The organism is Haploplasma axanthum, from assembly GCF_900660745.1.
Lineage (GTDB): Bacteria > Bacillota_I > Bacilli_A > Acholeplasmatales > Acholeplasmataceae > Haploplasma > Haploplasma axanthum.
On sequence record NZ_LR215048.1, the window covers coordinates 1,568,398 to 1,591,664 of the forward strand.

A 23,267-nucleotide genomic window follows, 5' to 3' on the forward strand; every position below is an offset into this window, starting at 1 on the left:
CAACAATAAAAAAAATAGTTTTCAATTTTTTATATTTATTATAATTTAGATAACAATGATTTATATAAATAAAAAATCACTTTAATTTGATTAATTTTTTCGTTTTTATTATCTAATATTTCGTATTATTTATGTATGTCTAAAACAAATGTTAATAAAAAACTAAAAAAGAAAGAATAAATCTCTTTCTTTCATCAGTTCTATATAAAATTCTATTTTAATTTCAAATAATCTTTAATTAAAAACGATAAAAAATATGGGAAAGTATAAAAAACTTCATTAAATCCTATATTCTTATTTGCAAGTTTTATGCCATAAGTTATATCTTCATACTTATCATTATTAACTAATGTTTTCAATGATTTGGAATTGCCATCTTTCGCTTTTACTTCAATCGGCACTATATTATCTTTTGATCTTATAAGAAAATCTTGTTCCAAAGTTGAATCTTCTTTTTTATAATAATATAGTTCTAATCCACTTTTAACGAAAGCATCTGCAACAAAATTTTCATATAAGGCACCTTTATATACTCCTAAATTCTTATTTCCACGTAAGTCTTGTTGTGATTCTTCATCAAGCTGCGCAATTAATAAGCCAGTATCTTTCATATAGATTTTGTATTTAGACTCATCGTAATTTCCTTTTAATGGTAATTGAAGACTATTTAATCCATAACACAAATTAACAATTCCAGCATCATATAACCATTCAATTGTTCCTCGATAATCAAATGTTTTTGCTTTTTTATCAACTTTTGTTATTTGAAATTTTTTATTGTCTTTTGCAAGTTGAACTGGTATATGGTTAAAGACATTCATAATCCTACTCTTATCAACACCAATTGCATATTTTTTAATATCTTCTTTATAGTCATTTAAAATTTGAATTTGTTTAGCTAAAGTACCTTCAAAGGAATTATTAACTATGTAATCTTTAACAATTTCTGGCATTCCACCTAAAATTGTATAATCAATAAATAACTGCATATATAACTTAAATTCAAGTTCAGTAAATGGCTTTAATTCTAACATTTTTTTTAACATATCTTCTCTAAGTGAGTCATCATATCCTTTTGCCCATAAAAACTCTTCAAAATCTAGTGAATACATTTCATAATCTGTTTTATATCCCGTACTGACACTATCAACTCTATTATAATTTATACCTAAAAGTGATCCACTGCAAATTACATCAAATCTACCATCAATACTAAAAAATTTAAGCGATGTTGATATTTCAATAAGATCTTGAATTTCATCAAAAATAATAAGTGTTTTTTCTTCTGAATTAAATTTTTTATATGGATCAATTCTACTTATGTTTTTTATAATTTCATCTACTGAATAACCTGTTTCAATAATACCTTTATATATAGGTTCTTCAATAAAATTGATATATATATAGTTTTTATATTGTTCATTAGCAAACTTCAAAATTGCTGCAGTCTTTCCAACTTGTCTAGGTCCTTTAACAACTAAAGGTTTATGTCCAATGTTCTTTTTCCATTCAATTAGATAACTATCAACTTTTCTTTTTAAATACATATCAATCGCCTCCAATATCATTATATATATTAATTCTATATTTTTCAATAAATAAGTATTTTATGGGTGACTTTTTTTAATTATACGCTATTTTATGAGTCACTTTTTTTAATTATATGCTATTTTATGAGGGACATTTAAAAGTCTAACAAAAATATTCATTCTTTATATGTAAAAAACCAATACAAGTAACTTAATCACCTATATTGGTTTTTATGATAAAACTATTTTTTCTCTTTTAATTCTTTTGCTACAACATTTAAATATATTATTCTTACTAAAAGAATCATAATGATTATTGCTGCAAGAATAATTAAAGCTTTATATACTCCAACACTTAATAATATAACAATTGGCAATGTAGTTGATCTCATAAGTTTTTTATTACTTCTCTTTTTTATTTTTATGACTATTAGTAAAATAAAAATTATTAACGTCATAATACTAAGAGTTATTATATAAATAAGATTACTACTATTTTGCTTAACTTTAGCAAAATCTTCTATTGCTTTATCCCTACTATTTTCTGCTTCGGTTAATGTTTTTGCTTCATTAATTTGATTAACAGCATTCTCGTATATTTCACTTAGTTCTTGTAATCCCTTTTCAGAATATTTACCGCTATTTATATATTCTTCATACTTTTCTTTTAACTCATTAATAATAGTATTTTTATTATCTTTAAGTTTTTGTTCATCTATTTGTTTCTTAGTATCATCAATAATTTTATTTATCTCATCCTGATTTTTATAGTTATCTTTTGTTACTTTATCTACCGCATCATCGATGATTTTTTGTGTTTCATCACTAATTGGTTTTTCTGCATATTCTTCTAATTCTTCTCTTACTTTATCTTTTGTCTCTTTTAATTCATTATCATCAATTAATTTTTTACCTTCTTCAATAATTTTATCTATCTCATCTTGATCTTTATAGTTATCTTTTGTTACTTTATCTACTTGATCATCGATGATTTTTTGTGTTTCATCGCTAATTGGTTTCTTTGCGTATTCTTCTAATTCTTCTCTAACCTTATCTTTTACTTCTTTTAATTCTTGATTATCTATTAAATATTTACCTTCTTCAATGATTCTTTCAATTTCCGGCTCATTTGAATAAGTGTTACCATTAACCTTATCTACTTGGTCATTAATAATCTTTTCTATTTCTTCACTGATTGTTTTTTTTGCATGTTCTTCTAATTCTTCTCTTACTCTTTTCTTAACTTCATTGATCTTATTATCAATATATTCACCAATACGGTTTTTACCATCAATTACTTCTTGTTCTATTTTTTCAGTTTCTGTTTCTTGGTTAATATTCCCTTTTATTTCATCGATTAATTCCTGTAGTTCATCAGTTATTTCTCCATATGGAATTCTTTCATATACATAATCATCAATTTCTTTTAATGCATTTGTACGATCATCATTGATTCGCTTTAAATTATTGTATGTTTCATTATAATACTTAATTGCATTATCTTTTGCTGTTGTTGCTTCATCTTCATTTCCTGCATAATTGATAATTGTTCCTTGAGAAATTGTTTCATCTTGATTAGCTTTGATTGCATCATTTTTCTCAGTAACCGTAATATTACTTAATTCTTCAATTAGTTTTTCTTCTGGAATCATTTTATCATACATAGTTTGTTGATAAATTGCAAATGATGCTCTATTAAATTCATTTAAATGATACTCAAGCATAGTATCAATATCATCAATTGATGCACTAATTATTTCTTCATCAGCATTTTCTTTAAGTATATTAATCGCTGCATTAAACGCATCTCTATGTTCATCAGTAAATAATGGCTCTTCTTCTATTTTTCTCTTAACTTCTTCATATTTACTATTTATTACTTCTAATGCATTACTTCGTTTAATTTCTAGTGTTCTTAGAGTATCAAAATCTTTATTCATTTCTTCAATTGTATCAACTACAATTTGATCTATTGAGTTTTTTTGATTATTAGAATTTATATTTTCAATAGCAGTTTGAACGTCAGCTCCAATTTTATCTGTAATAGCTTTTTTCTCATCGTCATTAGCATTTTTAAATTGGTCAATTAAACCGTTAATTCTTATTTTTTCAGTATTTATTTCATTTATTGCTGCTTGACGGTGTGATGTTAGTAAAACAACATTCATTTCATCAACACCAGTTGCTCTATTAGTTTCTATAACTCCAAAATCTGTTTCGTTATTAATCAAACTTATTTTGTCATTTAAAATATCTAATAAGTCATCATTATATTGTTTTTTTTCTTCAGTAGTTAAATCATTTTCTTCATTAATTTAATTCTTAATACTTTCATAATTATTATTTAAATTATTTATTGCAATTAATCTAATATTTTCTAATCGTGCTTTATTAAGTTCTGCAGTCATTTCTATAACTCTGTCTTGATATTTTACTTGAGCATCACTTGCAGTTGCAGATTCTTCGATTTCCTTTTTACCTAATTCATAAATTCTTTCAATTTCACCATAGTAATATTCTTTTCTATCATCACTAAGTGGTTGATAAGTCTCTATACTATTCTTCGTATCATCAGCTTTTTCTCTTAAATTATGCAAATATAGATTTATTGCTTCTTGTTCTTCAATAATTGTTGCTTGATCAATTAGCCTTTGTAAATCCTTTTTCGCATCGCTTAATAAACTATCAATTACACTAACTAGTTGTGCTCCATTAATATCATCACTTACTCTTTGAACGATTATCTCTGCAATACCCTTAATTCTAGTTTTATCAGTTGAATCAATCTCTAAATTTTCTATTGCGGTTTTTGTATCATTACCTGCTAAAACAAGTTCTTCAACTTTTTTAACTTTATATACACTTAAGTATATTTTATTTAACTCATCAATTCCTCTAGTATATCTAGATTCAACGCCCGTTACATTGCTTTCATTAGAAATATCAGCATTTATTTTTACTACTTCATCCTTGATAAGTTTAATATATTCTTCTTCAATACCTTCTTCAGTAACGTGCAAGTTTTTAACATTCTCTATAAGTTCATCCCCATAATTAATAATGTTTTTGATTCTACCATCCTTAGTATCTTCTAATACTATTTCTCTTCTCTTTCTTTCAAAAACAATTATTGAATCATTATAAACTACTTCGCCATCAACACTGGTTCTTGTTTCATCGAGTTTAAGTATAGCATTATTATATAATTGTTCAATATTACCAATAAGTTCTGTTTTTCTCTCATCGGTCAGGTTATTAAGTCTATCTAGTTTAGTTTTTAATTCATTCATTTTACTTAAAATTTTATTTTGTATAATAATTCTTTCACTATCATTTTGTCCCTTAATAGTGATATTTGCCTCTATAGATTGCTCTTTATCATATTCTTTAATAACATATTTTTCAGTAAAAGAATTTAACTCTAGTTTATCAAAAGGAATAGTAATATAACCATTTGAATCAACAACAAAATCTCCCATTTTTTCGAATGTAACTGTTGTACCATTAGGATATAAATCACCATTAGGTTTTTTAAAACTAATAGTTACATCTCCATAATAACTTTGATTTTGATTTATATTTTCAGCATATATAGTTTTATATTCTGGTATGAAAACCATAGCTTCGTTTGATACTTCTTTTTCAAGTTGTTTAACTGTTAGTGTCGTATTTAAATCATACATTGGAAAACTACTTCTTGCAATCATAAGAAGTCCGTTTGCTGTTAATTTATATGTATTTGAAAAATCTTTAATATTTATAATACTATCAGTTTTATAATAGCTACCGTTTGGTTTAGTTATGGTTAAAACATGAACACCTTCTGGTATTGTTGCTCCGCTAATAATCGGTGTTACGGTCTTATATCCAAAAACATTAATATTTATTGATGCTGAATTACCTTTATCTGGATCTTTTATATATGCCCTACCTGTTATATCGTTAACTGGCATTTGATTTCTTGGAACAGTTACAGAACCATTACTTCCTATTATAAGTGGTTTAGTTAGTCCTGGGATGTGTAACTCACTTCCTGTCATATAAGTTCCACCACCCTTTTTAATTGGTGTAAAGGTAAAGCTTCCATTATTATTTTCAACAATCTTTATTTCTCCAGGTGCCACAGTTATAAGATTTGCTCTAACTCTTTTAATATATAAATCGATAATATCTGTACTCTCACCTGATGATGAAGAAATTAAAAATGCAAGCCCAGTTTCGGCACCTATATTACCCATTTTACCAACATAATTTTTACCAAGAAAATTATATGTTATTGTTTTATCTTTTGCACTATAATAAATTGTCATTTTTGTTAGTTTTCCAGCAAAATCAGATGCATTTACTTTTGTCGCCCAATTTCCAGTTGCTAGACCAATTGAATTACCATTTTCATCATAAAAACTACCTTGAGTTTTTGTATATCTAAGTGAAACATTAGGAACTGGTGGTTCTAATGGTGCTTGATACTGATGAGTATCAATAATAAAAGCAACCGAATTGTTTGTTCCAACTATTCCAAAGCCTTGGCCTCTTTGCCCTAAAGTTCCGATTTCACTTTCTGTAAATCCTAATGCTAATCCATCTCCTGGATTATTAACTCTTAGCATGTTAATATCCAATTCAACTTCAAAATCATATTTTACAGAAAGTCTTTCTTTAAAATAAGTTGTTCCAACTTCATATTTTTGATTATTAATAAGATTAATTCTTTTATTACTATCTATATAATTTGACACACCATAATGATTAAAGTAGTTTTTCACATCATTTTGATTAATATCTAACAATTGTGCTTCTCCATCATCAGTGTCCACTGCATTAACAACTACTGTATTATCTTTAATACTTAATACAAAAAAAATAGTTCCGGTTAAGTTTTATATTATATTTATTTTTAATTCTATTTAATTTTTAATTTGTCATAGAAAGATTTTCCAAAATCAATCAAATTGTTAAAATCAAGCACTTTTGTACTTCCACTGCCTACAAAGCCTTCAGTTATATTTACTTTCTTTTTATATTCATCATAGATTACTGAAAAAGCATCTGAATTATAATTCTTATCTTCATAAGAAACCCATTTTCTTTTATTATCAACAATCATTGCACATGAACTAATTTCTTTTTCTTTAAAGTTTTCTGAAAGTGCTTCTGACAAATGTAACCCTGTACATGTTGTCATATCTGTACCAATCATCAAAATCTTTGCTCCGCCTAATCTATATATTGCACCTAGCGGTGTATCCATACCAAATTTCGGGGTTAATTCATGTTTTTTAACAATTTTTTTTGCATGAAAGCCAATTGCTGCAAATGATACTTGTGGATGTGATGATCTCTCAGAGTCTGGATGTACTCTTATATACTCTGAAAAACTCCCCATACTTCTTGTTTTAGTTGTTTTTTTATCATATGCTGGCATTAAATCTCTAATCTCTTGATGCCAAGATTCAGGAACAGCTGGTGCTACCCAATCTTTCGGATCAGAATTATCCATAGTTTGAGTTGGAACAACAATTGTTCCAAGTGGTCCTATAACTTTTAATATCGCTTTATATAGTGTTTCAGTTCCACCTAATATCCAACCAATACTTGATTGAGATACATGAACAATCACAGTATCATCATAATCAATATCAAATTTCTTCAAATCAAGCACTAAAGACTCAAGTGTTCTTGGTGTACTAGTACTTTCAACAATTTCTTTTAATTTCATAATTATCTCTTTCTTTCTTCTTTACTTACATATATATTAACACAAAACTCTCATTACATATAAATACGATAGAAACTATATTTTAAATATAAAAACAAAAAGTGAAATAAATTTCACTCGGGGCGATTACTAATCGCCTCTTTTATTTTCATATCTTATTATTTATAATATAGCTATGGATACTAATGTTTATGTTAAAAATCTTTATAAAGATTTACTAGCCACTGCTGCTAAAAATGGTAATACTGTTTATGAGAATGAATTAACGAGACTTTCTAATCTTGAGCATGTTCGTTCCCTAAACTCTAATCACGTCTCTATAAAGGAGATTTTTCGCGCTTTTTGGCCTTCTTTTAAATTACTTCATCAAGATAAACTTCGTTCTTCTATTATTAATATAAATGTTGAATCTATGATTGATTGTAGAAATTTATCTAAGGGCTATCTTTTCTATGAGTGCTCTAAATGTGATCATTATCATTTATCTGGTTTATCTTGTCATTCTAGATTTTGTTCCTCTTGTGGCCATAAATATCGTGATTCTCGCTCTTTGGAAATTCAAAAGAAACTTATTTCTGTTCCTCATCGTCATTTTGTTTTTTCTCTTCCCTTTGATTTAAGACCTTTCTTTTGGAAGTGTCGACCTTTATTTGATTGTTTATTTAAATCTGTTAATGATTCTCTTCATTTTTCTTTAGATCTTTCTAAAAAAGATCTAGCAGATGATGCTAGGCTTGGCTTCGTTGCTTTCCTTCATACTTCGGGCCGTAGTTTAAATCTTCATCCTCATATTCATGTTTTAATTGCTGAAGCTACTATTGATAAGTTTAACAAGAAAAAAGATCTTTATTTTTTTCCTTTCGAACGTCTCAGAAAGACTTTTATGTTCAAATTCTTATCCTTAGCTTCTAAAGTTCTCAAAGCTTTTGGTAATCATTCTCTTTATCGTGAATTTAACATCTTAAGGTCTAAAATTATCAAAAAATATAAAGACGGTTTTTATACTTACGGTCCTAGGATTAAAGAGTTTACTAAATTTTATAACACTAAAAAAATTGCTAATTATATTGCTAGATATGCTTCTCATCCTCCTATTGCTGAATCCAATATTTTATCTCTTGATTCTACTAATAGCACTGTCTCTTGGCGTTATACTCCTCACGATGATCCTAATAATCCTGTCGTTATTACTGAACATCCTCATATCTTTATTTCTAGACTAATTAGACATATCCATGATGAGGGTTTTCATCAAATTCGTTACTATGGTTTTTATGCTAATAAATCTGCTCGTGCTAACTCTTTTACTAAATTAGTTTCTAAATCTTCTATTGATTACTTAAAATCTAGATTAAAATGGCGTATAATGTTGCTAGATACTTTTAAGTTTGATCCCCTTCTTTGTAGCTGTGGTGCCAAGATGGTTTTAAATATCAAACTTTCATTTCTACCAAATAATAATAAAGGAGCTTATATTTCTGATGCCTAAACTTTTTAAAACTTATAAACCTATTTTGTCTAATTCACAAAAGAAGAATCTTTATCGTGAATATGAATTAGGTATTGCTGAGGGTTTTATCCCTGGTCCTAAGTTATCTTTTGATAACTATTTTAAAAATTCTGATTTGTTTGATATGATTGAAATGAAATGTCTTGATTGTCACTTTGAATTAAATTTAAGTTATGAACATTTTTCTATGGATGTTCTTCATAATGAGGCTGCTTTCCCTTTAGATTTCTGTCCTGAATGTGGTAAGTTGCAGTTTGTTCCTAAAGATGTTTTTAAAAAATTAATTCCTTTTAACGTTTTAAAATAAACTAAGATATATTATACTTTGTAATAAACTTCTAATATGGAGTTTTTTTAAGTATATCCTTTTTTGATTAGACCAAATACAATTTCCTATTCAAAAGAAAAAGGCCTTTTAAGACCTTTAATTACTAATTGTGTCTAAGGTAACCGATGCTAATACAATTTAGCACCCTAATAAAACTTTTAGCACCCCTAGATGGAGAAATATGAAAACAGTTTAGTTTATTCCTCCCACTCATCTCTTTCTTTTAAGTATTTATACAAAATTTCCAGACTTTCAACATCATTCTTTAATGCTTGTGATAAATTTCCTTTAGGAAAATCTATTCTTGATTCAACAGAGTTGAAATTTAATAGATATGTCAATGTATCTCTAAATCTTTCGGGTATCACTTTATCATTATCTGGCTTTTCAAAAACAATAGTTTTCCTAGGAAAAACAAATACCACAAAATCTGCTTTATTTTCAGAAAGATAAAATCTTCCATCATGTTCTAATTTGGAAGTCAAATACGTATTATGCTCACCTTGAAAAAATTCATGTAAAATAATCATTTCAATTTGACCATAAAAAGCATGCCACAAAGTTGATGATATAAATGAACCATCTCTAATCACGGTTGGGGATGCAAACGATAAAAAAGAGCTGTAGTGAAATATCGCTTCATCTTGCATATCAATCCAGAGAACATTGATATTTTCATCTGAAAATTGCTTATCTTTTGCTTTTACTTGAGTAAAAAGATGAATAATATGTCTTAAATCTGATGCGTGTTTATTTTTTTCTAATGGCCTTTTCTCAAAACTGAAAGGTCTGTGGGAAGAAACCCGAGTTGTTATTTTATTCCTACCACCATTGATTTTTGTTACTGTTGTACCTAAATCAATACCTTTTTGGCTTTCTTTGTCATGAGTCTTCGTGAAAACTTCAAAGTCTACCACATACTTTTTCTGATAATAGTCTGTGTCACTTAATCTAAAATCTGGTGTTGGATTTTTCGATGTAGGTATAGACACTAATTGGGATGTGTCATTAAATAGCTCTCTATATAACCTTGTTTTAATTTCTGCGTATGCCCTTATTCCCCCCAAAACAGATGAAACTATTGAATAGTCATCATCCAATAAATCTGATTTTTTCGCTCGTAACCAATCCGGATCTATTCTTTGAACTACTTCAAATGCCCAATTTGTCTTATATATAATTGAAGACTTATCATCTGCTATATTTGAAGATGTTTTAGATTCATCATAGATAATAATATTCTTTAGTGGGTGTTCATAATTATCTATTTTACGATGTGACTTAATCTTTTCAATTTCTTCTTCTTTAAAAAATGATAAAATTTGCTTTATTCTTTCATTAAAGTTTGCTTCCTCTAAATTCTCATATTTAGTCCTACACATTGATTGACACACCTCATCTTAATGGTATAATTGGCCTTTTGATTGTTGCACAATAAAATATACTAATAAACAAAAAAGTGGGATGACTGTTTAATTTTATAACTTTAAGGATATATTCATTCATACTTTTATTGCTTTTACAATGTTCATTGGCATCTATATTTTTATATTCATATCCAATAATTCATCTTGGATCAATTTCGCACTTATACATGTATAACGCTGTAGATACTATAGTAAATAGTTCAAAATCATTCTGAACTTCATCAATATTTAGATATTGGTCAAAGAAATCTCTCATTTCAGTAATTAAATATCTTGCTAAAGTTCAAGAAAAACTGTAAGAAAATATATGAAAGGATATGAGCCTATTAAAACAAGAAAAAGAAAATCAAAACTTGACCCATACTATGATCAAATTTTTGATTTATTATATGGAACAGGAAAAATAAAGAACAAAATATTTTATTATAAAAGAAATTTATTTAATTATTGTTTAGATAATAAAATAATTCCAGTGACAAGTGAATCAACCTTTAAAGATTGGTTAAAGAAAAATAAAGATCTTGATAACTACTTTAAAACAAAAGTAAGCAAAGTACCGGAAATACGTTTTGAAACATCAAAAGGTGAACAAGCTCAAGTAGATTGGAAAGAATCTCTTGAAATAGTATTAAATACTGGTGAAGTAATTGAAATTAATATTCTCGTTGTTATATTATCATATTCAAGATTTAGATATTATGGAGTGAGCCTTAATAAAAATCAAGATATATTATTTAATCACTTAGATAATGCATTCAAAGCGTTTGGTGGTGTCCCTGAAACTTTATTAACTGATAATATGAAAACAGTTATGGATGAACCTAGAACTAATTATTCCAAAGGTAAAATAAATAATAAGTTTAAATCTTTCTCTGATGATTATGGTTTTAAAACAGTTCCATGTATAGCTGGAAAACCTCAAACAAAAACTAAAGTGGAGCAACCTATGAGAATTCTAGATTATCTAAAAAGTTTCAATGGTGATTTAACATATTTAGAACTAATTAAAAAGATAAAGGAATTAAACAATCGGGAAAATAATAAATATCATGAGGGTTATGGATTAATTCCAACATTAGCACTACAAAAAGAAAAAGATTCCCTACATGCTCTTCCGAAGCAATCTATAAGGAATCAATATAATATTACCGATATACTAATGAAAGTTGACACATCTGCAATGGTCACTTACAAGCAAAATAAATACTCAGTCCCACCCAAATATTTAAATAAGCAAGTAACTGCTCAAGTATATGATAACAAATTACATGTATATTTTAACACAAAATTAATTACAATACATCAAATTAAAAACAATGTTAAAGGTCAATTATTTTATCATGAAGACGATTATAATAGCAATTTACTTCTATCAAATAAATTTAAGGGTGATGAAATTGAAAGTATTTCACAAAGTAATTTAAATAAAATAGGAGAAAAATATAATGACTCAATATCAACAACTAATAAAAAATCTTGAGTATCTTAAACTAAATGAACTTTTAGTTCATTTACCACAAGAATTAGATTTAATAGTAAGTAATAATAAAACATTTGTTGAAGGACTACTCACATTAACAAACAAAGAAATTGAAAAAAGAGAGAAAAGTATGATTTATTCTATGGTTAGAACTGGGGCATTCCCACATACAAAAACACTTGATGAATTTGAATTTAGTTTCCAACCAGAAATAAATGAATTACAAATAAGAGAATTCACTAACCATAAATTTATCGAACTAAATGAAAATATTGTTTTTTTAGGTTCACCAGGTGTAGGAAAAACACATTTAGCAACTTCCATAGGGATATCTGTAGCTAAGAAAAGAATGCAAACTTACTTTATTAAATGTCATGATTTAATTCAACAATTAAAAAAAGCACAACTAGAAAATAGATTAACAGATCGTATAAAACATTTTACTAAATACAGATTATTAATAATTGATGAGATGGGGTATCTACCAATTAGTAAAGAGGATTCAAAATTATTCTTTCGATTAATAGACAAAAGATATGAGAATAAAAGCACAATAATAACAACAAATATAAACTTTTCAAAATGGTCTGAAGTATTTCAAGATCCTGTAATAGCAAACGCAATAGTTGATAGACTACTTCATCATGCACATGTAATTACAATCAATGGTGATTCATATAGAACCAAACATTTATTTGAAACTGGAGGTAATACTTAATCAAAAGTGGGTATTATTAAACCGTTATAAACGAGTACTCTTATATTGACATTTATATCAGCAACTTTTAGCAAACATTTTGTGAATAATATTGACTAAATTCAATTATAATGGTATTATTTAATCAAAGAAGCACTAGATTAACTATTCACATTATTTTATAACAATTATTTTTGCAAGTTCTTTTCGCTATTTATATTAATTATGTAAAACAAAAAATAAAAGGAAGGTATTATATAATGGAAATAATAACTAACTTGTTCAGAATGTTTTTTAAAGATTCTATTAAATATACAAAAATCAAGAATGAAAATCCTAATTCTAAATATTTTGGAATCGTAGGTATTGTTTACCCTATCTTGGCTCTAATCTTAGGTGGCGGTGCGATATATTTTTCACTTAAGTTACTTAATGATATTGGCGGATTCAATAATATTATTGTTGCGATATTTATAATTATTGGGGGCGCTGCACTCGGTATTGGCGGTGCTTTGGGATTTTTTTCTTACGTAATAAGAGGCATAATTGTATCTTCGTATCAAATAAAATTAAATAAAAAAACTATAGGCGTAGTGGCACTAATTGTTAATTTTCTCATACTCTGTGCGAGTATTGTCTTACTTTTTTATATTATCAAACATAACCTTTAACACTCTTACGAGTTTTGATAACTTAAAACTTAAATTAAGTTTAATTTATTGCATAATTTAAAAAAGCCTACACTACTCTTATTATAGTATAGGCTTTATAATTTTATATTATTGCATAGCACTTTGTCTTGTGAATATTATATCTACGATGTCTGCGTTTTTTTTGTCATCGCTTTGGAATACTTTGCGGTATTTTTGCTTGGTTATCTTATCATTTGCATGACCTGCCCTATCGGCTATCATCTCGTTTGGTATTATATTTGATGCATATTAATCACCTCAATATTGTTTATATAATATCACAATAAAAAGGATTTGTAACGCTATTTGAATAAGAGCCTTTTAAACGCTCACGCAATTTTTACTACCAAGTTACGAATTATTGCTATTAATGACACCCCCCCTCTATATCTAATTTTTAGCAGAACAAAAGCGAAAATAAATTTTCGCCTAATGTACTCTTTGAACACTTTTAATATATAATATGTATATGACAAAGACTGACTACATACTTAATACTTATACTGAAAGTTTAATGATTGCTAAATCTATAAGTAATAGAGTTTATCAAAATGAATTTAATAGACTTTTTAATTTGAAACATATTAGAGATAAATTTGATAATAAAATTACTATCAAAGATATCTTTTTAAATTGTTGGGATAAATTTAAATCTAATAATATAGATAAACTACGTTCTTCAGTTATTAAAAATGTCGAAGACATAATTTTCTGCAAGGACTATCGAAAGGGATATATTGCTTTTAGCTGTAAACGTTGTGATAATTTCACTTTTACAGCTTTTTCTTGTAACTCTAGGTTTTGTTCTACTTGTGGTAAAAAATATCGTGACTTTCGTTCAATAGAGATTCAGTCTAAACTTATTAATGTTTCTCATAGGCATTTTGTTTTTACTGTTGCTGAAGAACTACGTATTTATTTCTTTAAATATCGTGATATGCAAAACTTACTTTTTGATGCTGTTAATGATACTCTTACTAATACTTCTATCACTTCTAAAAAAGAAATTGCTAATAACTATAAATTAGGTTTTGTTTCTTTCTTACATACTTTTGGTAGAGATTTAAAACCTAATCCACATATTCATGCTTTAGTTGCTGAGGCCAAAGTTAGTTCTTCTGGTAATGTGAAAAATATCATTATTTTCATTTTGAACAGTTAAGAAAATATTTTATGTTCTCTTTATTAAACCTAATGTCTAACTACTTAAATGAATCTCATCCTAGCGAACTAAAAGCTTTCAACATTCTAAAATACTATTTAATTAAGACTTACTCTAAAGGGTTTTATATCTATGCTCCTCCTAATAACTCTAAACTTACTACCATTAAAGATATTGCTAATTACATTGCTAGATATGGCTCTCATCCTGCTATTAGTGAATCTAGGATTGTTTCTATTGATTATGCTAGTAACACTATTACCTGGAAGTTTAATCCTCATGAAGATGATGGTCTAACTAGTGATGATCCTAATTATCAAGGTACTAAGTTTATTACCGAATCTATTGATGCTTTTATCATCAAACTTATCAGACATATTCCTGATAAGCATTTTCATCTTATTAGATATTTTGGTTTTTATGCTAATAAATCTAAAACTATTCCTAAAATACCCAAAATATTATGGATTAATAGAATTCGTATGTTAAAATCTATGTTGAAATATACTGTATTACTTTATAATACTTTTAAGTTCGATCCACACATTTGTAAGTGTGGATCCAAAATGACTTTTGATTATTCATTGTCTTATTTCCCTATGAAAGGTTGTGTTTTTTAGTGCCTAAATATTATTCTATTAAAAAGTTTGAAATTAGTGATGATAATCTCAAATCAAAATATCAAGATTATTTACGCGAAGTGTTATTAGGTAATCTTCCTGCTCCTGCTTTGTCTTATGAAAAGTTCATTGATTTTGAACCTATGTTTGAAGAGGTTATCATGAAATTGTAAATGTCAATACCAAACTAGGTCACTATATTGGTGCGAAACTAGGTCAGTATTAATTACTTAACCATTCCTTTGTTTCTTTAATTCTATATGAGTCACCCTTAATATTTATAACTGTAGCTTTGTGTGCTAATCTATCAACCATAGCTGCAGTAAGTGTTGGATCACCAAATATTTCTTCCCACCTAGTAAATGCTAAGTTAGTAGTAATGATTATAGACTTAGTCTCATTTCTCATAGAAAGTAAATTAAATAATAATTCACTACCTTCTTTATCAAAACCAATATAACCGAGTTCATCTAATATGACTAAGTCATAACTGATGAACCTTTTTTTATAATTTGTAAGTTGGTTTAGTGTCATTGATTCCTTTAATTCAGTAATTAAATTAGGTACTGTTATGTATAAAACATTTTTGCTTTTCATATTAGCGGCGATACCTAAACCTATTGCTGTATGTGTTTTACCAACTCCAGGATTACCTACTAATATTACATTTCTGCCTTCATCTAAAAATCTTAATGATTGAAGTTCTCTAATTTGATTAGATACCTCAATTGGAAATGATTCTAGTTTAAGATCATGTAGATATTTAAGGTGTGGATATTTAGCTATTCTAATTCTGCGGTTAATACCATTTGATTCTCTAGCTCTTGTTTCACTAGTTAATACTAGTTTTAAGAAGTCTTCATAACTTGCATTATTATCCATTGCTTCACTAATAATACTTTGGTAATTATCTCTTATATTTGCTAGTTTTAAAATACTTGCTAATTGCTCAATTGTTTTCATTGTATAGTTTCTCCTTGATTAAATAGATTTGATATTTGACTTAATTGATTAGAACTAACTTCTTCAATAGTAATTTCCATTGATTTAATAGTTGTTAGTTTATGACCATTATTAAGTTTTATTAATAACTCATTTAATTCATAAATATCATTTTCATTAATCAATTTAATGAAATCCTTTGGCTTTGTGGTAAAATATTTATGAAAAAGAGTTTGGATAACTTTTGGTGCTTGCTTTAAAGCGATTGAGTTTAAAAGTGCACCTGGCTTTTTCGTGAAAGTGGTAGTGAAGTGGAATATATCGATAGTATATTCTCCTTTGCCCACTTTTTTATTATGGCTTGCTATTAGTTCATGTTTTAAGTTATAAACGTTTATATGTTCTAAATAAACATTAGAATAGACATTTTCACCAACATATGAATCAGGAACTGAGTAATAATTTGAATCAATCATTATTATTGATTCATGATTTACTTTTGCTTGAATAAGTCTTCCTAGTTCATATTTGGCTTTTGGTAGTTTAATTAAATTAACTCTTTCATTCACTACCTTTACTTTATCTTGATTAATCTTAAAAATTTCATCAACTACATATTTCCTTAAATTATCTAAAGAATAAAATTTATAGTTGAAGGTAAATAGTTCACTTCTTGCTATTTTGCCGCTAGTTTCTACATGTCCTTTTTCATTACCGCTTCTTGGATTAGTAGTCATAATCTTAAAACCATAATAGTTAGATAATTTAATTAGCTCTTCATTATAAACTTTAGCACCACCATAGACAAATTTACTTACTACATTTCTCATGTTATCGAAAACCATTGTTTTAGGTACACCATTAATTTCTTCGAAGAATGTTACTAAACTGTCAATAAATGATTCAAATTTCTGGTTTTGATAATGTTTAACAAATATATAGTTACTGTGAGGTAGGGTTATTGTTGCTTGATATAATTTTTTTACCTGATCATCAATTAACACTTTCACTTCATGAAAGTCATATTCAGCTCTAAAGCCTGGAGCATATTGCTGTTTGATAAAAGCTTCCTTGTTTTTATTTTTATAACGTTTATATTCAATTTGGATTGTTGTTATACCAACATCAAAACCTTCTGATCTTAGTTTACGGTGAAGAAGAGATGCAGTTAGTTTTTGTTTGTTTAAACCAAGTAATAAATCTTTTTCTTCATCTTGTTTTAATAGTTCATAAAATCTGTGTTCCAACTCTCCACTAAAAACTTTTCTAACACTTACCCCTTTTCTTACAGGTGCACTTACTAACTCTTTTTGTAATTCAATAATTTTACTTTTATCTGATTCATTTTCTATTAACTTTGTTATAACCTTCATTTCTTTAACGTATTTATTAACTGTATCTTTTGAAATATTTAATGTTAATGCTATTTTACGATTAGACATTCCATTACGCTTTAGTGATAATATATCGTTTTTCATGTATATTGATACCATTCTTTCTACCTCACATTATTTAAATTATATGAGGTTATTATATTATGTATGAATATACTGACCTAGTTTCCTACCAACTTTATTTAATTTATTGACCTAGTTATATACTAACAAATACAGAAATGTCTTGAATGTAAGTTCCAAGAAACTATTGAACATTCTCATATGTTATTTTCTATGTCTATAACTGGTACTCCTTTTCCTATTGAAACATGTCCTGTTTGTGGTATGACTGCTTTTATGCCTCTTGATATTTATCGCAAAATTAAAGGCTATAAGTAATAAATTATTTTAGTACTTTATTGAACCTTGTTTAAGGTTTTTTTCTGTTTATATTTATGTTTTTTTTAACTAACCCTGTTTTTGAATGATAAAATAGAATTTACTATATAATAAAAAAAGGCCTGATACATTTGTATCAAACCTTTGAATTCAATATGTGTTGGGAGACTAATTTTAATACACGATTAGCACCCCTAGTTATTTTTTTAGCACCCTTAATGAAAATTTTAGCACCCCTAGTTTTTAGGGTTATTTCAATAGTGTTCAAATCTCATTATATGCGTTGTGTGGAAATACTAATTTTAAAATCACTAACTGCTAATTAGTTTTATATATACCATATATTATAATATTTCTTGAGGGCATTTCACTATAAGAAATAAACAAGTTATAGCTATTTGATGTATACCAACCATCAAAAGTGTAACCTTCTAAGTTTAAATACGATAAATCAATAAGTTCACCATAATATACTAGTTTTGTTTTTACTTCAATTACCTGATTAAACATATAAAGTGTTTTAGTTGATTTAGCACCAATATAATCATACCCAGTTCCTAAATGATCGTAATAAGAGCCCAACAAATAAATATTCCCCTCCGCACTCACCATCACTGAACTATACCAATTAGATTCTATCATTATTATATTTAAATCATCAAAACCTAATAGTTTGCTTATATTTTTAGGTAAGTAAGAATTGCTTCCGCCTAATGATCCCCAAGTATCATTGCCCATACCATAAACACGTCCCAAATTGGATAACACTAGTGTATGCTCATATCCCATAGAGATTGTTTCTGCATATTCCCCTTCATCAAAATTAAAATTTTGAGTAACTCGATGTGGTTTTAAAATACTGTATATACCATAATATTCTTGAAAGGTTAAACCTAATTTGATTTGATGGGTTGATCCCCAAGTAAATACTTCATGAGTCAATGTGATAGCTGACGAAGTATTTTTTCCTAAAAATATTTTTTCAATTGTATCCCCTTCATCCAAAACGAAATAATCTGTAACTTCAATTGGAATGAGTGAATCTAATTTAGTTTCATTACCTAATTGACCACTGCTATTGTCACCCCACATCCATACTCGTGACTGAGATGTCACAAGTCCTGAGTGATTCCATCCTAATGATACCTGATTAATATACTCATCGTTATTTAGTTGTATACTATCGGTTATATTCATAGGAGTTAATTGATTATTCGTCGTACCAATACCTAATTGACCAGAATCATTTCTTCCCCATACCCATAACTGATGATCTGACGTTAAAGCTGCACTACTACCTAGCCCAGTATAAATCGAAATAATTCGTGTATCCGAATTTAAATTAAACTGACTACTTATATTTAAAGGGATTTTTGAAGATGTAGTCGTTCCGTCACCAAGATTACCATAACTATTACTTCCCCAAACATATATATTCCCTAAATTTGATAGAGCTAATACATGGAATGATCCAACTGATACATCTATGATATAATCCGATTCTTCTAATTCAAATCGTGCTGTTATATCTGTCACATATGTATCACGAGTTGAACCAATACCTAATTCACCACTAGTGTTTTTCCCCCATGTAAATACTCGTCCTTGATTAGTTAAAATAACACCAAAATTACTTCCTAATTCCGTTTTAACTATTAATTCATCATCACTCATGCTTATTTGATACAAAGACCCTTCATAAACCGTATGATAAGTAACTTCATAAAGATTTGGTACCCACTTTGCATAAAGAGTGATATTTTGTGCTGGCATTGTCTCAAATGTAAAAGATTGAGTAAATTCAGCATCTCTGTACCAACCACCGAACATGTATCCTTCTCTTATTGGATCTACTGGTTGAGAGACACTGGTGTTAAAATCTTTGGTTATTTGAGTTACGGAAGATCCCAAATTGGAGTTAAAACTAATTGTGTAACTATTGATTATCCATTTTGCATACAATGTCATATCAGTTCCTATGCGATCAGAGAAAAAATTCCATTTAGAATCAAAAGTAACGCCATTATCATTACTTGTGTACCATCCTTCTAATGTATAACCGGTTCTAGAGCACTGAGGATATGTCATAAGTGTATTATCTATAACTTCCATTGGTGATACATAAGTACCACCATTAGATACAAATCTTACTTCATAAGTTGTGGGTGTAACTTTTATTAATTTCCATTTTGCATAAACAGTCATGTTGCTTGAAATTGGTGCAATAAGCAATGAATTTGCCGTGAAAGGTCTGTTAAATGTATTATTGTCCCAATACCATCCACCAAACTCAAATCCATCTTTTGTCGGATCATTTGGTATAGTTATCGTGGATTTGCCATCTGTTGTGATTGGACTAACAGTGGTTCCTTCATTAGAATCGAAATAAATTGTAAACTGTATATTTTGATTACACGCAACAATAAAAAACAAGAATACTGTAATTGATATAACACCTAATATCTTTCTAATTTTCATAAACCCTCCATTATTAATGCATTAATAAAACTATCTTTCACTTAAAATTATAGCATTTTCAAATCATTTCTTCAAGCTTATATCAAGACATACATGCTTTTTGTAATCGTGTAAAAAATCAGGCATGTCGTGTAAATCCGACTTGTAATCGTGTAAATTGAAAAGCAATCGTGTAAGCTAAACTATACTTTTTACTAAAAACACTGGTTTTGACTATATTTTTACCTATTTATCATTTTAAGCATTTAGTTCTGGCAAGTGAATATACGAGAAAATTTCCTATCTTCCAATAAAAAAAGGCTTGACACTAATTGTATCAAACCTATTCATTTCAATATGGTGCGGGTGACAGGAATCGAACCTGCACGCCGTTAAGCGCTAGATCCTAAGTCTAGTGCGTCTGCCAGTTCCGCCACACCCGCGCAATAATTATTATACAATTATTAATTGTTTAAGTCAATATCTTTTTATTTTTTTGTGTTTATCTTATTCTAAAGACATAAAACATAAGATAGGTGTATAACAATACTTATGTTAAGTGAAAGTTTTTTAGTCAAGTTTTGATGGAATACTTGTGTGTTGTAATTATTCCTTTATTAAAAAAGTTAATCAATGGCTTAATCTAAATTCTCTTCATATCCAAGTAAAAAAAGCAGTGTTTATAGACCTTGCTTTTTCATTTATTTCAAAGATTAAATTCATTATTATATTATATACTAATATTTTTAACTAGCTTTATTGATATTATAATATTTCTTATTTTGCTTGCTTAACTTCTTCTTTATTCTTTAATTCTTTTTTTGTTCTTAGTTTTTCCATTAATGGTTTAAAGAAGAATAATAAGAATGTTGATAAAATGATTGCTCCAACATATAGTAACATCGTTCTTGTTACTACATAGTTATATTTAGATAAAACTGTTGTATCAACAGTTGCAACACTATCGCTTGTTCCATTATATGTTTCATTAATATCTTTATAATAACTTGCATCTCCATTAAATTTATTTGTATTTAAATATTCTCTATCGCCTAAAGCCATAGTATCATCAATGTATTTATCTTCAAGATCATTGTTTGCGGTTATTTCAGCAAATTTGTTTAATTTTCTTCCATTAGTTTCTTTAGTTGCATCAACAATTGAAAAACTAATTGTTTTTACTTGATTCATTTTCTTTTCACTACTTTGATCAATACGATAAGAAAAATAGTTTTCATCACCAGTATTTAAGTAAATTGGACCAAACACATTTCCTTTTAATTCTTTACCATCAAAAACAATCGCTAAATTTTCTTCAATAAAACTGTTTGATTCTTGTCCCATAATTAAAACATTTAATCCTAATAAACCTGGATTTTTTTCATATGCAGAATAGTCATCTAATTTATTTTCTAAATTCTTTACTTCAAGATTATATACATAAATCATAAAACCATATCTAACTTCATCTTTTCTTCCTACTTTAAAACTATATATACCTATATCAAATGTATAATCAGTTTCTTCACTTGAACTAAAATGGTATAGTGGTTTCTCAATATAATTTGTACTTTGCCATGCTGTCATTGATTTTGATACGATATCATCAATATTACCTTCTTCATAAGTGCTTAAAACTTCTTTTTTAAAAAATTCTTGATTTTTATTATTTGTTGCAGTTGCATACATCTGAAAACCGACAATAACAACTAAAACAGCATATAAAACTCTTAATATCCATTTAAACATACAATATTCCTCTTTCCAACTAATCTAATTTCTAATATAAACTATATAATATAATACTAGATTTCATTAAAATTAACAAGTAAGAACATAATTGCTAATCAAACGTTTTGTTTTAAACTCCAAAAATGATTATAATTTTTTTACTGTATTTCCTTTTTGAAGATATCCAGTTACCATTATTCTTTCTGATATATAACTTTTTGGATTTTCAATCATTTCAATTAATTTTATAGATGCCATCTTTCCAAGATTAATCCCATCTTGAACATACGTTGTAAGCATAGGTCTAAGTATTCTAGATAAATATATACCATCATATCCAACAACACTAATGTCATCAGGTATCTTTAAATCTCGATTTTCAATTTCTTCTAGTCCACCCATATATGAGTAGTCATCTGGATAAATAATACACGTTGGAGGATTAGGTAAATCTAACAGTTCTTTTGTTGCATAAAAACTATATTCAGGAATATGGTATTCAGCACTTTTTATATATTCATTTGGAACAACAATTTTTAATTCTTCACATGTTTTATAAAAACTTGCAAGTCTTTGTCTTGTTACATCGGTATCTTCACCATGAATGAATGCTATTTTTCTATGACCCATTTCATATAAATATCTAACAATTTCTTCAAGTCCTTTTCGATTATCTGAAATTATTGAAGTTCTGTTATTATACTCATAATCGATTGTTACTGTTGGCATATCAGATTCAACTAATTCAATAATATTTGGATCATGGAAATCTGCTGATACAATAACAACCCCATCACATCCACGATACTTTGCATGATTCAAATATGACTTTTTAGAAAAGTCTATTTTATTACTAATAAAAGTTAAATCATATCCACTGTTTTCTGCTTCTTGTTTTATACTATTTAGAATGACACTAAAATATTCATGACCTAAGCCACTATTTGTATTATCAACAAAAATAAGTCCTAAGTTTTGTGATCTTTTAGTCTTAAGACTTCTTGCACTTGCATTAGCAATATAACCAAGTTCATTTGCTTTTTCAATGATTTCTTTCTTTTTCTCACTACTTATTTCATCCGAATCACTCAAAGCCTTGCTTACTGTTGAAACAGAAACTCCACATGCTGTAGCAATATCTTTTAATTTTATCATGATATTCCTCCTTTTCGATAGTTTGATTATTTGATAATTAATA

At 27.6% G+C, this 23,267-nt stretch carries 18 protein-coding genes, 1 tRNA gene and 1 pseudogene; 9 read left to right on the forward strand and 11 right to left on the reverse strand.

Features of this window, described 5'->3' with window-relative positions:
• Positions 1 to 212: 212 nt before the first annotated feature.
• The 4 genes from EXC62_RS07255 to EXC62_RS07270 all read right to left on the reverse strand — a co-directional run bounded on the left by EXC62_RS07255 (position 213) and on the right by EXC62_RS07270 (position 7,248).
• Positions 213 to 1,547: an ATP-binding protein gene (locus EXC62_RS07255; protein WP_026391011.1), complete on the reverse strand. Its 1,335-nt coding sequence runs from the start codon at positions 1,545 to 1,547 to the stop codon at positions 213 to 215.
• A gap of 224 nt (positions 1,548 to 1,771) precedes the next feature.
• Complete coding sequence (locus EXC62_RS07260) at positions 1,772 to 3,760, reverse strand: DUF1542 domain-containing protein (protein ID WP_026391010.1); 1,989 nt, start codon at positions 3,758 to 3,760, stop codon at positions 1,772 to 1,774.
• 84 nt (positions 3,761 to 3,844) lie between these two features.
• The gene (locus tag EXC62_RS07265; RefSeq protein WP_129747553.1) at positions 3,845 to 6,346 is read right to left on the reverse strand and encodes a lectin-like domain-containing protein; all 2,502 of its coding nucleotides are present in this window, start codon (positions 6,344 to 6,346) and stop codon (positions 3,845 to 3,847) included.
• An 86-nt stretch (positions 6,347 to 6,432) separates the two neighbouring features.
• The gene (locus tag EXC62_RS07270) at positions 6,433 to 7,248 is read right to left on the reverse strand and encodes an aminoglycoside N(3)-acetyltransferase (RefSeq protein ID WP_026391008.1); all 816 of its coding nucleotides are present in this window, start codon (positions 7,246 to 7,248) and stop codon (positions 6,433 to 6,435) included.
• A 175-nt stretch (positions 7,249 to 7,423) separates the two neighbouring features.
• Here EXC62_RS07270 and EXC62_RS07275 point away from each other — a divergent pair, with 175 nt between their 5' ends.
• Complete coding sequence (locus tag EXC62_RS07275; protein ID WP_129747555.1) at positions 7,424 to 8,737, forward strand: IS91 family transposase; 1,314 nt, start codon at positions 7,424 to 7,426, stop codon at positions 8,735 to 8,737.
• Positions 8,730 to 9,065 carry a hypothetical protein gene (locus EXC62_RS07280; RefSeq protein ID WP_026391052.1) on the forward strand — a complete coding sequence of 112 codons (336 nt, stop codon included), beginning with the start codon at positions 8,730 to 8,732 and terminating at the stop codon, positions 9,063 to 9,065. Before EXC62_RS07275 ends, EXC62_RS07280 begins: the two co-directional genes overlap by 8 nt.
• A gap of 218 nt (positions 9,066 to 9,283) precedes the next feature.
• On the opposite strand, the gene EXC62_RS07285 is transcribed toward EXC62_RS07280, so the two are convergent.
• Positions 9,284 to 10,468, reverse strand: a complete 1,185-nt coding sequence (locus EXC62_RS07285; protein WP_026391034.1) for a hypothetical protein — start codon at positions 10,466 to 10,468, stop codon at positions 9,284 to 9,286.
• A 340-nt stretch (positions 10,469 to 10,808) separates the two neighbouring features.
• On the opposite strand from EXC62_RS07285, the pseudogene istA (EXC62_RS07290) reads away from it, so the two are divergent.
• The 7 genes and pseudogenes from istA (EXC62_RS07290) to EXC62_RS08890 all read left to right on the forward strand — a co-directional run.
• Positions 10,809 to 11,621 (forward strand): annotated as a pseudogene (gene istA, locus EXC62_RS07290) (IS21 family transposase); the annotation flags it as partial.
• A 51-nt stretch (positions 11,622 to 11,672) separates the two neighbouring features.
• Positions 11,673 to 11,993: a Mu transposase domain-containing protein gene (locus EXC62_RS09180; RefSeq protein WP_408609944.1), complete on the forward strand. Its 321-nt coding sequence runs from the start codon at positions 11,673 to 11,675 to the stop codon at positions 11,991 to 11,993.
• Complete coding sequence (gene istB, locus EXC62_RS07295; RefSeq protein ID WP_269744987.1) at positions 11,959 to 12,711, forward strand: IS21-like element helper ATPase IstB; 753 nt, start codon at positions 11,959 to 11,961, stop codon at positions 12,709 to 12,711. The genes EXC62_RS09180 and istB (EXC62_RS07295) overlap by 35 nt, the downstream gene beginning before the upstream one ends.
• A 239-nt stretch (positions 12,712 to 12,950) precedes the next feature.
• Complete coding sequence (locus EXC62_RS07300; protein ID WP_026391037.1) at positions 12,951 to 13,361, forward strand: hypothetical protein; 411 nt, start codon at positions 12,951 to 12,953, stop codon at positions 13,359 to 13,361.
• Positions 13,362 to 13,851: 490 nt separating this feature from the next.
• A complete protein-coding gene (locus EXC62_RS09120; protein WP_162849143.1) occupies positions 13,852 to 14,544 on the forward strand; it encodes an IS91 family transposase in 693 nt (230 codons plus the stop codon).
• An 11-nt stretch (positions 14,545 to 14,555) separates the two neighbouring features.
• Entirely contained in the window at positions 14,556 to 15,164 is a 609-nt protein-coding gene (locus tag EXC62_RS09125; RefSeq protein ID WP_129747559.1) for a transposase, read from the forward strand.
• Positions 15,164 to 15,337, forward strand: a complete 174-nt coding sequence (locus EXC62_RS08890; protein ID WP_162849144.1) for a hypothetical protein — start codon at positions 15,164 to 15,166, stop codon at positions 15,335 to 15,337. Before EXC62_RS09125 ends, EXC62_RS08890 begins: the two co-directional genes overlap by 1 nt.
• Before the next feature lie 49 nt (positions 15,338 to 15,386).
• Here the strand turns inward: EXC62_RS08890 and istB (EXC62_RS07315) are convergent, their stop codons facing one another.
• The 6 genes from istB (EXC62_RS07315) to EXC62_RS07340 all read right to left on the reverse strand — a co-directional run bounded on the left by istB (EXC62_RS07315) (position 15,387) and on the right by EXC62_RS07340 (position 23,224).
• A complete protein-coding gene (istB, locus tag EXC62_RS07315) occupies positions 15,387 to 16,127 on the reverse strand; it encodes an IS21-like element helper ATPase IstB (RefSeq protein WP_026391185.1) in 741 nt (246 codons plus the stop codon).
• Entirely contained in the window at positions 16,124 to 17,599 is a 1,476-nt protein-coding gene (istA, locus tag EXC62_RS07320) for an IS21 family transposase (RefSeq protein ID WP_162140335.1), read from the reverse strand. Before istA (EXC62_RS07320) ends, istB (EXC62_RS07315) begins: the two co-directional genes overlap by 4 nt.
• Positions 17,600 to 18,199: 600 nt before the next feature.
• Complete coding sequence (locus tag EXC62_RS07325; protein ID WP_026391004.1) at positions 18,200 to 20,359, reverse strand: RCC1 domain-containing protein; 2,160 nt, start codon at positions 20,357 to 20,359, stop codon at positions 18,200 to 18,202.
• 337 nt (positions 20,360 to 20,696) lie between these two features.
• Positions 20,697 to 20,781 (reverse strand) — tRNA-Leu (locus EXC62_RS07330).
• A 334-nt stretch (positions 20,782 to 21,115) separates the two neighbouring features.
• Positions 21,116 to 22,087 carry a hypothetical protein gene (locus tag EXC62_RS07335; protein ID WP_026391005.1) on the reverse strand — a complete coding sequence of 324 codons (972 nt, stop codon included), beginning with the start codon at positions 22,085 to 22,087 and terminating at the stop codon, positions 21,116 to 21,118.
• Positions 22,088 to 22,216: 129 nt separating this feature from the next.
• On the reverse strand, positions 22,217 to 23,224 hold the full coding sequence (locus tag EXC62_RS07340; RefSeq protein ID WP_026391006.1) for a LacI family DNA-binding transcriptional regulator: 1,008 nt from the start codon (positions 23,222 to 23,224) through the stop codon (positions 22,217 to 22,219).
• Positions 23,225 to 23,267: the final 43 nt, after the last annotated feature.